Genomic DNA, 14729 nt, shown 5'->3' on the forward strand with positions numbered 1-14729 from the left:
GATATAATTAGAGAAAATGCCTAATCTTTAATACGTATGAATTTGAAAAAACTCTTCATTTTAGCTTTTGTTAGCATCTTCTCTGGTTGTGCCGTCTACGCGGGTTTGAACTTCGATCAACTTTTTGGTGAACAACAAGTTCGTGATCGCCAAGCGCCTATTCTTTCATCTCAAGCACAGCATTTCATTGACGAAGTAAAACCGGTCATTGATAGCCGCTGCGTGGTTTGCCACGCTTGTTATGATGCACCTTGCCAGCTCAAAATGTCTTCAGTTGAAGGTATCGACCGAGGAGCGAGTAAAGCACTCGTTTATCAAGGCACCCGTTTAACCGCCTCAGCCCCTACCCGCCTGTTTGAAGACGCGATAACCACACAAGAATGGCGTGATGCGGATTTTCACCCTGTGCTTAACGAGCGTATGCAAAATTCAACGGCAAACCTTGATGCAGGCCTTGTCTCTCGCATGTTGATGCAGAAAGAAAATCACCCTCTTCCAAATCAAACTCAATTAGAAGGCTTCGACTTTTCGATAGATCGTGATCAACAATGTCCAACTATTGAAGAATATGCTGAATATGAAAGAGATTATCCTACTTGGGGAATGCCTTATGGTATGCCTAACTTAGATAAATCCGAGTACGCTACCTTAATGAGCTGGTTGGAAAATGGCGCGTTAATGAACGACCATATTCCACTGAATGATGCGGAACAAGAGCTCGTTGATATCTACGAGGGCTTTCTCAATAAAAGTGACAATAAAAGCCAGCTTTCAGCACGTTATATCTATGAACATCTGTTTCTATCACACCTCTACTTCTCTGATTTAGCTCAGCCAACACGCTTCTTCACCTTGGTTCGTTCTGCGACACCTCCAGGTGAAGCGGTTCAACGCATCACGAGTCGTCGACCTTACGACGATCCAAAAGTGGATCGGGTTTATTATCGCCTGATTCCAGAGCAAGGCACCATCGTCCACAAAACACACATGCCTTTCGCATTAAATGAAGAACGCCTGAACAATTGGAACACATGGTTTGTGGATGCTCGTTACGCTGTCAAACAACTTCCTAGCTACGCGATTGACGTCGCGGCGAATCCAATGACTTCGTTTGAAGCACTTCCTGTGAACTCGCGCTTCCATTTCATGCTGGACAATGCACAAAACACCATCATGGCATTTATCAAGGGGCCGGTGTGTCGCGGGCAGCTCGCACTCAACGTGATCAATGATAGATTCTGGGTACTATTCATCGATCCTGATAAAGCGGATCTACCTGAAATTAATCAGTTTTATGCCAACCAGAAGCAAAACCTAAAGCTGCCTAGTGAACTAGAAAGCAACACTGTCCCTGTCACAAGTTGGGTGAGCTACGCGAAGCAACAAGCTCGATACCTTAATGCAAAATCAGACTTCACCAATCAATGGTTTGATAGCGGAGTAAATCTAGACACAGATATCATTTGGGATGGCAATGGCACGAACCCTAATGCCGCGCTTACTATCTTTAGACACTTTGATAGCGCTTCAGTTGTTCAAGGTTTAGTTGGCCCACAACCCAAGACAGCGTGGATTCTTGATTACGCCCTTCTAGAACGTATCCATTACCTTCTCGTTGCTGGTTTTGATGTCTACGGTAACTTCGGCCACCAGCTGATTACCCGTATGTTTATGGATTTCTTGCGCCTTGAAGGTGAGAGTAACTTCTTGACCCTTCTTCCAAAAGACGTACGACACATTGAACACTCAAGTTGGTATGAAAACCAAAGCTCACAGCTGAGCGACTACTTGCAGCGCAATATTGCACCTTTTGACCAGCCAACCAACGTGATATACAAAACGACAAATCCTAAGCGTGAACTGCTTAATATGATCAAAGATAAGCTCGCGCCGATCCTCGATAATCGCTTTGATATTGTCGAAACAGGTTTTAGTCGGAAAAACGAAGCGCTGCTCAAGCAAGTGAATTTGATCAAAGGAGTCGGTCTACGTCATGCTCCTCAATTGGTGACGATCATGATTGAAGGCGAGAACGGCGAAGAGCAGCTGTTCACCATGATTCACAATAACGCTCACAGCAACATTTCAAGCCTGTTCAATGAAGAGGGTAATCGAGATTACGCCAATGACGACTTGACTCTCGTACGCGGCGTTGTGGGTAGCTACCCTGCCGCTTATCTGTCATTAACTGAGCGCGATATACCGACTCTGGTTAAAGCACTGCAAAGCTTGGACACAGAAAAAGATTACGTCGCGTTGCTGGATAAGTTTGCAGTACGACGCAGTTCGCCTGAGTTCTGGCCATTCAGCGACCGAGTTCACCGTTGGTATCAACAAGATCAACCGATTGAGTTTGGTTTATTGGATTACAACCGCTTTGAGAATAGATAGTAAAAATAGATAGCGAGTAAGCGGTAGGCCTTGGTTCTAGCTTTTGAGCATTGACTATATTGCCTTGAGCGTCGGCCATGTCGCTTTGAACGTCGGCCATATTGCTTGAAACCTTGATGGGGCTTTCTTAAAGAACCATTAGTACACATGCTATAAAAAATCCTCTGACGAATAGTCGTTCAGAGGATTTTTTATTTGGCTTGCAGATTAGGTATAAACCTAAAAAAGGCTCACATCGTTAAACGGAAACATAGGGCACAAGTGCCTTTAACGAGTCTTTAACTAATTCTGATAAAGCTTGGTCGTTATTTCGATACAGCAATAATGGTTCTTCGCTTGCTTCAATGCTCTGACACAAGCTGTACAGTGCTGAGAGACCCAAGCTACCCGCCGACCCTTTAAGTTTGTGCGCCAAGGACTTCACTTCTCGTCCATCATCCGCTTGACTCGCCTCAGCCAGTTCATTCAAGGTCAGGTCACTGCTTTCATCAAACAGCGCAACGATCTGTTTCATTTTCTCCAATCCAAGAATCGACAGATCACCCTCTATCACTTTGGAATCAATCAATTTCACCGGAGCCTCTCCTTGGTCTTGGGAATCAGTTGTATCACATAGAGCATCAATGGTAGCCGTGTGCTTAGCCAAACTATCTGTCAACGGTGCGGAGTGCAGTTCATCACTGTTACTCTTAGTCAGGCGCTGATAGTTTTGCTTACAAACAGTATCGTTCGGATCAGGCTGAGGCAACAAGAGTGCTTTACCATCAAGTTGAGCAACGATGAGCTGAGAAAGAGCCTCTTTTTCTAACGGCTTAGGTAAGAAGCCATCGAATCCTGATGCTAAATAGCTCTCGACCTCTTCATTGAATACATGCGCCGACACCGCCACCATAGGTGGTATATTTAACGGTTCTGCCGTGGGCGTTTGTTCTAGAATCGCTTTTAACTGCTGAATCAACTCTACACCATCGCAATCGGGTAGGTTAATGTCTACTAGCGCGATATCGAACGCCTGCTCACTGAATATAGCTCTGGCTTCTTGTCCTGTTGTTGCCATCACAACGTCATGGCCTAGGTTATTCAGAAATCCTTCAGCAACAATGCAGTTAACGGGGTTATCTTCAATCAACAACACTTTGGCACGGATACAAGCTTCAATGATCGGTGTTTTCGTTTCAATCTTCTCGCCCGCTAACAAAGGTACCGAGAACCAGAACTGGCTTCCCTCACCTTCTTCAGAATGAACGCCAATATCACCGTTCATTGCTTGCATGATACTTTTACTGATCGCTAGTCCAAGCCCTGTGCCGCCAGCTTTGTTACGACCACTACCGGTTTGGGTGAACGCATCAAACAGACAAGCTTGCTCGTTGCTATCAATGCCAACACCTGTGTCTGAGACTTCAAACATCACTCGATTTTCATCTTCGATATCTAAGCTGATAAAGATATCGACCGAACCACTTTCCGTAAACTTAATTGCATTGCCTACTAGGTTATTCAAGATTTGACTGATTCTTGTCACGTCACCACGCCAATAGCGTTGTACGTTACTTTCAATATGGAAATCGAAATTAAGTTTCTTCTCAGCAGCGCGCCCTTCCATGAGTTGATAGGTATCTTTAACCATTTGGTAGAGATCAAACGAAGCCGTGCGTATTTCTAAATGCCCCGCTTCTATCTTTGAGTAATCAAGCACGTCATTCAAAATGGCGAGAAGATTCTTGCCGCTGCGGTTAATGATATCGGCATAACCCGATTGCAAAGGATCTAGCCCAGTATCTTTAAGTAATCGAGCCGTACCTAACACACCATTCATCGGTGTTCGTATTTCATGGCTCATCGTCGCGAGGAAGGCGGACTTAGCCCGGCTTGCTTGCTCTGCGGCATTACGAGCCTTAGCGTGATTTTCCACCTCGACATTCAACTTCTCATTGGTTTTTTGCAGCTGATAAGTTCGGTCGGTGACCAACTCTTCTAAGTGCTCTTTATGTTCTTCGAGCTCACGTTTCGCCTTCGCTTCGCCAACGGCTACCACTTGTAGCGCCTGTGCCGTGTTTCTGGCGGTAATAATAGCCTCGCCCATATGAGCCAGTTCATCATTACCCTTAACCGAGATATCTATATTCAGACGCCCCTGAGCGATAGACATCAAAGCTGAAGAGTATTCAGTAAGGCGTTTTACCACCGAGATATACACCACGCGCCACACGATAAATGCGACGATTACCAAACCAATAACCGAAATCACAGACAACGACCATTGAGCCAAATTCAAGGTGCTAGTCAGCTCATCAACCGCTTTTTTGGTGCTTAGATTCGAATCATCAACCAGTTGGTTAACCGTTGTATTAAGCTGAGAGAACAACTCCAGCGTATTTTGCATCAGAAACTCTGACTTCTTGGTGTTCTCATATTGTTCTAACGAAATATCAAACACGACTTGGCGTTTTCTTAGCTCTTCTAGAAGCTGAGACATCTGCGCCGAACGAGTCGGATCTTCGACCGCTTTAACACGGCGCGCCATAATTCTAAGATTAGATTCAAACTCAGATTGGATTTGATGAATACGTTCAACGTTAGTGACCGTCTGCGTTTCTTCTATTTGATTAAGCATTTTGTACGCCAGCAAATGTAATTCATGCAGGCGTTCAGACAAATCAAGGTCAACCTCAACAAGCGCATCCAAGGCTTGGTAGGCTTTATCAGTTTGCTTAGTTTCTAGTAGATCATAGATGTGTGTTACGTTGGCAACTGCGATGGTGGCCGTGTTCAACACTTGGGTTCGGGTTAGCTGCTCGAGTTCTTCCGCGAGTAGTCGCATCTCTTCGACACGAGAAGAGAGTTCCTTGTTTAACCAAAGCTTACGTTCAACTGACACACCCAATTCAGCCAGTGTATTAATAACACTTTGGACATTGTTTTCGAGTTTATTAAGAAGTTGGGAATCAAAGCTGTCGACGCCAAGCTCTTTAATATGCTGAAGAAGCGACTCAAGTTGACCGAACAACATAGTGCCCGCCTCTTTTCTTTCTGCTTCATTTCTCGCATTAGAAAGCGTTTGTACCGACGAAATAATACGGTTACTTAACTCAGACACTTGACGAGCTTCGATCATGGCAGGAAGAGCAGAATCCACGACGTTTCTTTCTGTCTTTGCTACGAAGCTAAAACCAGAAACACCGATCAATGCAGACAATAAAACCAACAGGGCCATCACTAAGAATGAGGCCAATAGCTTGCGTCCAATACTCGCTGAAGCTAACAACATAAACTCTAAACCTTAAAACTTTCTTCTTTACCCATGCAGAATACGCTATATTTTGCAGTGTTTCTTATCTAAAACCAATAAAACGGCAATTCATGCTATCTAGACCTTTAACTTCAAAAATTATTCTTTCATTACTAGCATCAGTCACTACTGTAGCAAGTGCTAGTGAGCCTTTAAGCCCAATAAAACCGGCCGAAGCCACATCACAAAAAGAAAAAATTTGTGCCATTTATCCGCACCTAAAAGACTCTTATTGGTTATCGGTTAACTACGGAATGGTCTCAGAAGCAGAAAAGCAACAAGTCGAACTTAGAGTGTTGGAAGCTGGCGGCTACCCTAACGTCGCCAAACAAGCCTCACAACTGGTGCTTTGCACGCAATGGGGGGCTGATGCCATTATTTTAGGCACAGTTTCACCTGACGCTTACCATGAAAATTTGACCAACTGGGTCGGAGCAACCCCTGTGTTTGCGACAGTCAATGAGTTAACCGTCAATAAAGAGCAACAAAGAGTATTAAAAGGCACGGTCGGTGTCGACTGGTATCAAATGGGCTTCCAAGTTGGAGAATTTTTGTCGAAGAGGCATCCAAAAGGATCAGGTGAAACGCCTATTGCCCTATTACTTGGCCCACAAGCAAGCGGTGGCACTAAGCCAGTGGCTCTTGGGTTTTATGATGCAATCAAATCGAGCGATATCAAAATCGCGATCAGCTATTGGGCAGACAACGATAAAGAACTGCAAAGAAACTTGGTGCAACAAGTCATCGAACAACCGGATATTCAATATATTGTAGGAAGCGCGGTCGCGATTGAAGCTGCGATAAGTGAACTAAGAGCTGCGGGTAAAACCAAAGACATTGGGTTAATTTCAAGTTACTTAAGTCACGGAATCTACCGCGGTTTGCTTCGTAACAAGGTGCTTTTTGCACCAACAGATAAAATGGTTGAACAAGGTCGCTTGTCGGTAAAGCAAGCCACTAATTACTTACGTGGTCAACCTTATGAAAAACACAGTGCACCCATGATTGAGGCACTGACACCAGCAACACTCAAAGATCAAATTATCGCTGACTCATTGTCACCTTCTGAGTTTCGCCCAGTATTCAGTGTGAACCCTTAGTGCTATATTGACTAAAGAACTCAAAACAATAAAAACGAATCAATCATTTAGGGAACATCCATGCTAAAAACGACGCGTACTATGCCAACGCATAAGAATATCGCTTTGGTCGCTCATGACCATTTCAAACCTGAGCTATTAAGATGGGTCAAAGAGAACAAAGAAAAACTACAAAAGCACTTCCTTTATGCAACAGGCACGACGGGTTCTCTACTCAGTAAAGAAACAGGCTTAGCAATTAAGAGTATGATCAGTGGCCCAATGGGCGGTGACCAACAACTTGGTGCGCTTATCTCTGAAGGCAAGATCGATATGATGATTTTCTTCTGGGATCCATTGAATGCCGTACCACACGACCCGGACGTAAAAGCACTGCTTCGTATCGCAAGTGTTTGGAACATCCCTGTAGCAACCAACCGCGCTACTGCTAACTTCCTGTTTAACTCTTCACTGCTTGAAGAAGAAGTGATCATCGAGATCCCAGACTACGAAGCGTACCTAGCTGAGCGAACTTAATGGTTCAGCGCTCTTAACTAAGCTGAACGCTTCGTTAAGAACCAAGATAACGTCACAGACTAAAAAGCCTGCTTCATCGCAGGCTTTTGTTCACTAGAACCTTAACTCGCTACTTGTCACTCCATACCGCCATTTCGTTGCCACTTGGCTCTCTAAAATGGAAACGTCTGCCACCGGGAAAGCTAAATATTTCACGGTTAATCTTGCCACCGGCATCAATCACATCACGCTCGGTTTGTTCAAGATTTTCGCTATAGAAAACCATCAGCGCCGCACCACTTTCAGCATTAGACGCCAGATCCGCTAAATAAAACCCACCCATTAAGCCTTTACCTTCAAAAGCAGAATACTCAGGACCATAGTCTTCAAAGCTCCAACCAAACACTTGGCTGAAAAACACCTTAGTCGCGGCGATGTCTCGCGCGGCAAATTCAATGTAGTTAATAGAGCCGTGTTCCATAGCTGATTCCTTCTGCTTTATGCCTTTTTCCTAATGATAATAGCTTACGCCCTAATGAGCATAGAGAGCGGGCTTGAAGATCTAATCTTAGACAATTACACCAAGTGACATCACTTTTTACGAACGACAGGGTAATCAGAGCCATGCAGTTCTTGCACAAAGCCAGAACCGTCACCGCTATGCGTGATCCAAACCTTCTCTTTCGCTCGCGTCATAGCCACATAAAACAAGCGACGTTCTTCCGCATAAGGGAACGCATCCGAAGCTTCAGTCAACGCACCATCGATGTGCAATTGCTTCTTCTTCGCAGGGAACTGCCCTTCATCCACGCAAAGAATAATCACAAAGTCCGCTTCTCTACCCTTACTCGCGTGACAAGTCATGAAGCTGATATCAATTGAGGTGTAGATTTTTTTCCAATCATCCAACAGTTCAGGTTTGTGGTAATGATTTCGCCCAAGCAGCATCACAGACTTATTGGCTTTGCCTTTTGCTTGCCTGTTTATCTGATCGAGGATCTTCTCAACTTCTTTGCTTGGCGCACTATAAACCGACTTCTGTTTCTGTTGCTTGAAGCTGTTGAGCTCTTTTGGTAATTGAATCGGGTTTTCCTGCACAAAACGATTGGCAACTGCACCTAACTGATTGTTAAAGCGGTAAGTCGTATCTAGGTGATGAATAGTCGAGCTCTCAAAGCGATCTTTAAAGCCCGTGGTCAAGTCAACATCCGCCCCCGCAAACTGGTAAATTGACTGCCAGTCATCGCCTACCGCAAAAATAGAGGCTTGGTGCTGCGCTTTCGACTGGTTACATAGCGCTTCAACCAAGGCAAGGCGATCTGGCGAGATATCTTGATATTCATCGATCATGATAAACTTCCAAGGCGAAATAAATTTCCCCTTCTCGACATACTGTGTCGCTCGGCTAATCATGATTGAGAAGTCGATATGATTCTGTTCTTTCAATTCCTTTTGCCACGCGGTCACACACGGCCAACACAATGAAAGTTCACTGTTGAGACGCGTGTAGTCTCGGTGATCGATCAGCTGTTGTTGCACTTCTTTCTTCGATAAACCCGATGCATTCAACTGTTCAAGCTGCTTTTCAAGCCAAGCTATCAGCTTGAGGTTTGAGACATGGCTACCTAGCTCATCGTCACCGGTTAAATAAGCGATTGGCCATTTAGACAAATGCTTTTGCCAACGTTTAAAGTTGGTCGGCGTCATCCAGTGCTTCTTCAACCAATCAATGCACCATGCTTGGCGTTGATTGTCATCGAGCGCGAGCGGAGAAATAACCACGCGTTCAGGTTCAACCTGATTAAGGATCTTTAAACCCAACTGATGGAAAGTGCTCACTTGCACCTTCTCTGCTGATAAGCCCACTTTGCTATTAAGGCGCTGTTTCATCTCTTCCGCGGCTTCACGACCAAAGGCGAGCAGTAACAACTCTTCAGCTTGAGCTTGATGACTTTGCAGTAAATACGCGACGCGAGCTGTTAGAACACTGGTTTTACCCGAACCGGCACCCGCTAAAATAAGGTTGTGATCATCATTCATCAACACCGCATATTGCTGCGATAAGTTCAGTGGTGACGATTCACATTGAGCAAACAATACTTCCCAGTTTTGTCTTTCTGTCTCTAACCACTGTTGATTCCTCTCGGCTTGCATAATTTCCGTTTCAGACAACCATGGCTGCATTCGAGCGATGCGGTTTGGCATACGCTGCGCGGCTTCCTCTAGAGTCATGGTCATATTTTCTAGACCAGCATTGACCATCTCAACCCAAGTCTTCACTTTAGAATGCGGTAGGAAAGCAGGAAGTTGCTCAAGACGTGTCAATTCAGCTTCCCATTGAGGAACGTGCTCCGCCAACTGTTCACATTGTCTGTCATGCCACGTCTGATAAGCAGCAACCGATGCGCGCGCAAATTGACGGCATTGCTCCCACGGAAGGCCTTGGACTAACCAGCTTCGCTGCTTGCCATCTTGTTGATTAGCAAAAAACTGCAACGATCCCCAAAACAACCCGCGCTTTATCGCGATCTTGCCACTCCAAATAGTGAAAGGGATACGTTCTTCACTGCCTACTGAAGATAACAGCAGGCGTGGGCCATCAAGCTCAACCTGATGATATTCATTTTGAATAAAAAACTGTGCAGTCTTATTAGCGCTTAGCTGCATTGGAGCGTGCTCTTTAATTGGGAATATTCAATTTATATCATGATGCAGTGAGAATTAATAATGTCTCACGGCTTATCGACGCTTTCATGACCACCTAGGGGCAATTATGGATAAGTATCAAATTCTTGTGCTTGATTTCTGTTAGGATTATGGTTTTAGTGTGTCAAGTGAGCGACTGTGGACTTCTCAGCCAAATTACGCCTTTATTGGGCGAATAAAACCATAAATTACAGCGTATTAATTCTCATCACTCTACTCGGTGTTGTCGTACCTGCTTGGTATTATGGGCAAAACACACTGATCACACCGTTAATTTTAGGCGTTATTGCTGCGGCTCTTGCTGAAAGTGATGACAGCTTTACCGGGCGTTTGAAAGCACTCACGCTAACCTTTATCTGTTTTGCCGTGGCAGCCTTCTCTATTGAGATTCTCTTCGACACGCCTTGGCTGTTCGCGATAGGGCTTTTCGTTTCAACCTTCTCTTTTATCATTCTCGGCGCAATTGGCCCTAAATACGCCAGCATCGCATTTGGCTCATTACTTGTGGCTATCTACGCCATGCTTGGGGCTCACGAGAGCACTAACCTTTGGTTTCAACCACTACTACTGTTAACGGGCGCAGCTTGGTACTACTTCATGTCGATGATTTGGCAGATCGTATGGCCAATGCAACCAGTGCAGCAAAACCTAGCAACAGTATTTGATCAAATCGGCAATTACATCGGTTCTAAAGCAGAGCTCTTCTATCCAGTTTCAGATTTGATTCCCCAACCACATCGCATTATTGAAGCCAAACTCAACGCTAGCACGGTTAACGCGCTCAACATGTGCAAAGCAACGCTACTCAACCGCTCTAAACGCGGACACATTGACGGACCGAGTGACCGATTCCTTAATACTTACTTCATCGCACAAGATATTCATGAACGCGTAAGCTCCAGTCACTACCGTTATCAAGAACTGGCAAAACACTTTGAACGCTCAGACGTTTTATTTCGATTTAAGTATCTGCTAGAAGCCCAAGCGACAGCTTGTAAAGAAGTAGCAAGTTCACTGAAAGTTGGGGCTGAATACCAACATGGCGAAAAATCGGTTCTGGCACTGGATGAACTGATGTCTTCACTTAATCACCTGCATCAACAGAACAAACCAGAATGGAAATCATTACTCAACCAGTTGGATTACTTATTTAATAACCTAGCTACCGTTGAAAAACAGCTATCCAATATCAGCAACCCAGATGCCGAAAAATTAGAAGAAGGGGTACTAGACGATACTAACCCACATACTTTGACGGCGATGTGGCATAAGATCAAAGCCAACCTGAACACCGACTCGATGCTATTTCGTCACGCGATTCGTATGGCGATCACTTTGACACTCGGCTACGGAATCATTCAAGGTTTTGACATAGAGCGAGGCTATTGGATTTTGCTGACGACACTGTTTGTATGCCAGCCAAACTACAGTGCAACACGACAAAAGCTGACGGCTCGTGTTATTGGCACCGTCGCAGGCTTGTTGATCGGAGTACCGTTACTGACCTTTTTCCCATCTCAAGAGAGTCAGCTGGTATTCATTGTGGTCAGTGGTGTGATGTTCTTTGCTTTCCGTATCAATAACTACGGATTCGCAACCGCCTTTATCACCTTGCTTGTACTCTTCTGCTTCAATCAATTAGGGGAAGGCTACGCCGTTGTTTTGCCAAGATTAGCTGATACTTTCATTGGTAGTGCGCTCGCTGTTTTAGCTGTTATCTATATTTTACCGGACTGGCAATCAAAACGACTTCACAAAGTGATGGCAGATGCACTCGATTCCAATAAAGACTATCTCGCTCAGATCATTGGACAATACCGCGTGGGCAAGAAAGATAGCCTCAACTATCGTATCGCTCGCCGTAGTGCACACAATAACGATGCAAACCTGACTGCCGCTATCAGTAGCATGCTGGTTGAACCGGGCAAGTATCGCACCTCTGAAGATGAGAGCTTCCGATTCCTAACACTCAATCATGCGCTACTCAGCTATATCTCTGCTCTGGGAGCACACAGAACACGTATCGATGACGAAGCGACACACAAACTAGTATTAGATGCGCACAGAGTAATCCACGAGCATCTAGACGCTCTAAATGATCAACTCTATTCTCATCAAGAACAGTGTGAAGTGAAAAACGCTTACGACCCTGAACTTGATAAACGTTTGAGTGAGTGGCGAGAAGAAGATGAAAGCTCTGTTCGAATGGTTCTACAACAGCTCCATTTGATTTATCGAATGCTTCCAGAACTGCATACCTTAGCCACAAAATTTGCAGTTAAAGTTAAGATGGAAAAACCGCTTGAAAAAGAAGTTTCAAGATAAAAAACAAAACAACTGTAAAAACAAAAAGATAACACAGTTGGTTACTTATTAAACATCACGCAAATCTATACATTGCTCTACCAACAGACTCAATCAGGTAGAGCAACCTCTCACCTACCCTTTATTTACAAGGGCTAAAGAACTCTCAACCCGTACAAACCGGCTGACTTTGATTGACTCACTCATAGCTTTGTCTAACATTCCTCGGACAAAAAACAACCAAATGGATTTATAGTTGTCTTAGTTTTAGGAAACTTCAAACTTCATTTAATATTCGCTTAATCTTGTTTGATTTCCTGAACCAGTAAGCTATGCTCTATTGAGCATATGGATTTGAACTAGGGTCACATTATGAATACACAGCAATTTGAAGCATTTAAGCAGAAAATACAGCTCCTTAACCCACAGCAATTGAAAGCACTTCAAGGCGAGATAGACGACAACCTTGAAACAGATCAGCGTTCTCTTCTAACGGATGAAGAGTTAAACGTACTTAACGAGCTGTTCAATTAATAGACTGCCGTCACTATTTTAGCTTAAATCCACCTGTTCTCAGTAAATTGTACCCGTTCTCCATTGCACTCAAAATATCGTCCGCCTAGACTCATTTCATACGTCAATAAAAGGTTCTGCTATGTCGATATCTGGTATTCAATCTGGTTACGCCATTATTCAGCAGTCAACCAACATGGCTGAAGAAGCCGCTATCGAGCTTAACCAAAACTCCAAACACTCTCTAAAATCCGACGACACTTTTCAAACTAGCGATTTGAGCTTCAATCAAATAGAACCTGAACAATCCATTTCGTTTAAAGAGAAAGAACCTGAATCTGCTTCGTCCTCTACGGAAGCGTTAGTAAAGCTGACACAAAGCGCAAATTACAACCGTATTGGTGCGAGTGTGGTTGATCGTCAAAACGAAGCCATTGGTAGCCTTCTCGATATCCATATCTAATTCGAACTACAATTTAGCGATTTGTTGGTGATGCTTGCCCTCTTTTTGACTAACAAATGGCTCTAAACCCATACAAACTGTAACTCATTATATCAGGCACTTGTTTCTGGTTTATTACTCGGTAGAATCAGCGCAAATCAATCTTGCTGCACAAACTTTACTTCATACTATTTATGCCAAAACTAAATCTGCATCGCCGTGACTATGTTTCTATTTTAGGAGGCGACATCTCCGCAGACGAATTAGAAAAGAAGCTTCAGCCTCATTTTGAGAAGCCAGTAAATAAGCTGACACCTAGCCCCTACCTGACAGAAAAAAATCTAACGCGCCGTTGGACGGCTCTCGACAATCCGGATTCACAACAAGAACTGCTCGACCCTCATACACAAAGCCAGATTCAAGCTTATGAGAAAAACATCGAGCACTTTATTGGCACCGTGAAAGTCCCTGTTGGTATATCTGGCCCTTTAAGAGTTAATGGCCTGTTTGCTAAAGGCGATTACCTAGTCCCACTTGCAACCACTGAAGCAGCGCTTGTTGCGTCTTACAACCGAGGTTCCAAGTTGCTCACGGCTTGTGGTGGCGCAAGTGCAATGCTGCTCAATGAAGGGGTAACACGAACTCCAGGTTTCGCATTCCAAGGTTTGGTAGAAGCAGGACAGTTTGTGGCTTGGGCAGTAACCCAATATGAGCAATTTAAAACCTTAGCTGAATCAACCACATCACACGGCAAACTTACCGACATCAATGTCAACATCGAAGGCAATCATGTTTACTTGGTGTTTGAATTTCTAACAGGTGATGCTTCTGGTCAGAATATGGTGACTATAGCGACCAATGCCGTGTTTGAATACATCATTGAAAATACGCCAGTGAAACCCGATCACGCCTTCCTAGATGGCAACTTATCGGGCGACAAAAAAGCCAATACCCAAACCTTGCGCAGCGTTCGTGGTAAAAAGGTAACAGCCGAGGTCAACATCTCAGCAGAGCTTGTCGCTAAATACTTACACACCACGCCAGAGAAGATGGTGCAATTCGGACAAATGACCACCGTTGGCGGTGCTCTGAGCGGTACAATTGGTATCAATGCTCACTATGCGAATGCACTTGCGGCGCTCTACATTGCTTGTGGTCAAGACGCGGCGTGTGTTGCTGAGTCTGCGATTGGTATGACTCGTATGGAGCTCAACAAAGAAGGTGGTTTGTACGCGAGCGTGACGCTTCCTAATTTGATGTTAGGAACAGTCGGTGGCGGTACAGGCTTACCAAGCCAAAAAGCGTGTCTCGATTTGCTAGGGCTACACGGCAATGGTAAATCACAAGCCTTAGCTGAGGTTTGTGCTGCTTTATGTTTAGCGGGTGAACTGTCGATTGTAGGCGCATTTTGTGCGGGTCACTTTTCGCGAGCTCATCACAAGCTAGCGCGCTAGTTTCTGTTATAAAACCTTAAACCGACCGTTGT

General features: G+C 44.5%; 11 protein-coding genes. 7 read left to right on the top strand and 4 right to left on the bottom strand.

Features of this window, described 5'->3' with window-relative positions:
- Positions 1 to 36 precede the first annotated feature (36 nt).
- Positions 37 to 2391: a fatty acid cis/trans isomerase gene (locus K08M4_RS19590; RefSeq protein ID WP_086051115.1), complete on the top strand. Its 2355-nt coding sequence runs from the start codon at positions 37 to 39 to the stop codon at positions 2389 to 2391.
- Between the two features lie 238 nt (positions 2392 to 2629).
- On the opposite strand, the gene torS is transcribed toward K08M4_RS19590, so the two are convergent.
- On the bottom strand, positions 2630 to 5662 hold the full coding sequence (gene torS / locus K08M4_RS19595) for a TMAO reductase system sensor histidine kinase/response regulator TorS (RefSeq protein WP_086051116.1): 3033 nt from the start codon (positions 5660 to 5662) through the stop codon (positions 2630 to 2632).
- Positions 5663 to 5726: 64 nt separating this feature from the next.
- Positions 5727 to 5891, bottom strand: coding sequence for a hypothetical protein (locus tag K08M4_RS22370; RefSeq protein WP_232460250.1), 165 nt, complete (start codon positions 5889 to 5891; stop codon positions 5727 to 5729).
- Between K08M4_RS22370 and torT the strand changes: the two genes are divergently transcribed.
- Together torT and K08M4_RS19605 are read left to right on the top strand one after the other, a co-directional pair.
- Entirely contained in the window at positions 5845 to 6783 is a 939-nt protein-coding gene (gene torT, locus K08M4_RS19600) for a TMAO reductase system periplasmic protein TorT (protein WP_232460269.1), read from the top strand. The two genes, K08M4_RS22370 and torT, sit on opposite strands and share 47 nt — an antisense overlap.
- Before the next feature lie 60 nt (positions 6784 to 6843).
- The gene (locus tag K08M4_RS19605) at positions 6844 to 7299 is read left to right on the top strand and encodes a methylglyoxal synthase (RefSeq protein ID WP_086051118.1); all 456 of its coding nucleotides are present in this window, start codon (positions 6844 to 6846) and stop codon (positions 7297 to 7299) included.
- Between the two features lie 109 nt (positions 7300 to 7408).
- On the opposite strand, the gene K08M4_RS19610 is transcribed toward K08M4_RS19605, so the two are convergent.
- Both K08M4_RS19610 and helD read right to left on the bottom strand, forming a co-directional pair.
- The gene (locus K08M4_RS19610; RefSeq protein WP_086051119.1) at positions 7409 to 7759 is read right to left on the bottom strand and encodes a VOC family protein; all 351 of its coding nucleotides are present in this window, start codon (positions 7757 to 7759) and stop codon (positions 7409 to 7411) included.
- Between the two features lie 110 nt (positions 7760 to 7869).
- Complete coding sequence (gene helD, locus K08M4_RS19615) at positions 7870 to 9945, bottom strand: DNA helicase IV (protein WP_086051120.1); 2076 nt, start codon at positions 9943 to 9945, stop codon at positions 7870 to 7872.
- Between the two features lie 177 nt (positions 9946 to 10122).
- On the opposite strand from helD, the gene yccS reads away from it, so the two are divergent.
- From yccS to K08M4_RS19635, 4 genes are all read left to right on the top strand, one after another.
- Positions 10123 to 12309 (top strand): YccS family putative transporter, encoded by a 2187-nt coding sequence (gene yccS / locus K08M4_RS19620; protein WP_086051121.1) that lies wholly within the window; start codon positions 10123 to 10125, stop codon positions 12307 to 12309.
- Between the two features lie 351 nt (positions 12310 to 12660).
- On the top strand, positions 12661 to 12822 hold the full coding sequence (locus tag K08M4_RS22180) for a hypothetical protein (RefSeq protein ID WP_086051122.1): 162 nt from the start codon (positions 12661 to 12663) through the stop codon (positions 12820 to 12822).
- A gap of 121 nt (positions 12823 to 12943) precedes the next feature.
- Positions 12944 to 13264: a hypothetical protein gene (locus K08M4_RS19630; RefSeq protein WP_086051123.1), complete on the top strand. Its 321-nt coding sequence runs from the start codon at positions 12944 to 12946 to the stop codon at positions 13262 to 13264.
- A 173-nt stretch (positions 13265 to 13437) separates the two neighbouring features.
- Entirely contained in the window at positions 13438 to 14697 is a 1260-nt protein-coding gene (locus K08M4_RS19635; protein ID WP_086051521.1) for a hydroxymethylglutaryl-CoA reductase, read from the top strand.
- Positions 14698 to 14729 lie beyond the last annotated feature (32 nt).

Source organism: Vibrio syngnathi (genome assembly GCF_002119525.1).
Taxonomy (GTDB): Bacteria; Pseudomonadota; Gammaproteobacteria; order Enterobacterales; family Vibrionaceae; genus Vibrio; species Vibrio syngnathi.

Bases quoted from the DNA above. Each gene is read 5' to 3' on its own strand.
- K08M4_RS19590 (WP_086051115.1), top strand. From the start codon at position 37: ATGAATTTGAAAAAACTCTTCATTTTAGCTTTTGTTAGCATCTTCTCT.
- torS (WP_086051116.1), bottom strand. From the start codon at position 5,662: ATGTTGTTAGCTTCAGCGAGTATTGGACGCAAGCTATTGGCCTCATTC.
- K08M4_RS22370 (WP_232460250.1), bottom strand. From the start codon at position 5,891: ATGGCACAAATTTTTTCTTTTTGTGATGTGGCTTCGGCCGGTTTTATT.
- K08M4_RS19605 (WP_086051118.1), top strand. From the start codon at position 6,844: ATGCTAAAAACGACGCGTACTATGCCAACGCATAAGAATATCGCTTTG.
- K08M4_RS19610 (WP_086051119.1), bottom strand. From the start codon at position 7,759: ATGGAACACGGCTCTATTAACTACATTGAATTTGCCGCGCGAGACATC.
- helD (WP_086051120.1), bottom strand. From the start codon at position 9,945: ATGCAGCTAAGCGCTAATAAGACTGCACAGTTTTTTATTCAAAATGAA.
- K08M4_RS22180 (WP_086051122.1), top strand. From the start codon at position 12,661: ATGAATACACAGCAATTTGAAGCATTTAAGCAGAAAATACAGCTCCTT.
- K08M4_RS19630 (WP_086051123.1), top strand. From the start codon at position 12,944: ATGTCGATATCTGGTATTCAATCTGGTTACGCCATTATTCAGCAGTCA.
- K08M4_RS19635 (WP_086051521.1), top strand. From the start codon at position 13,438: ATGCCAAAACTAAATCTGCATCGCCGTGACTATGTTTCTATTTTAGGA.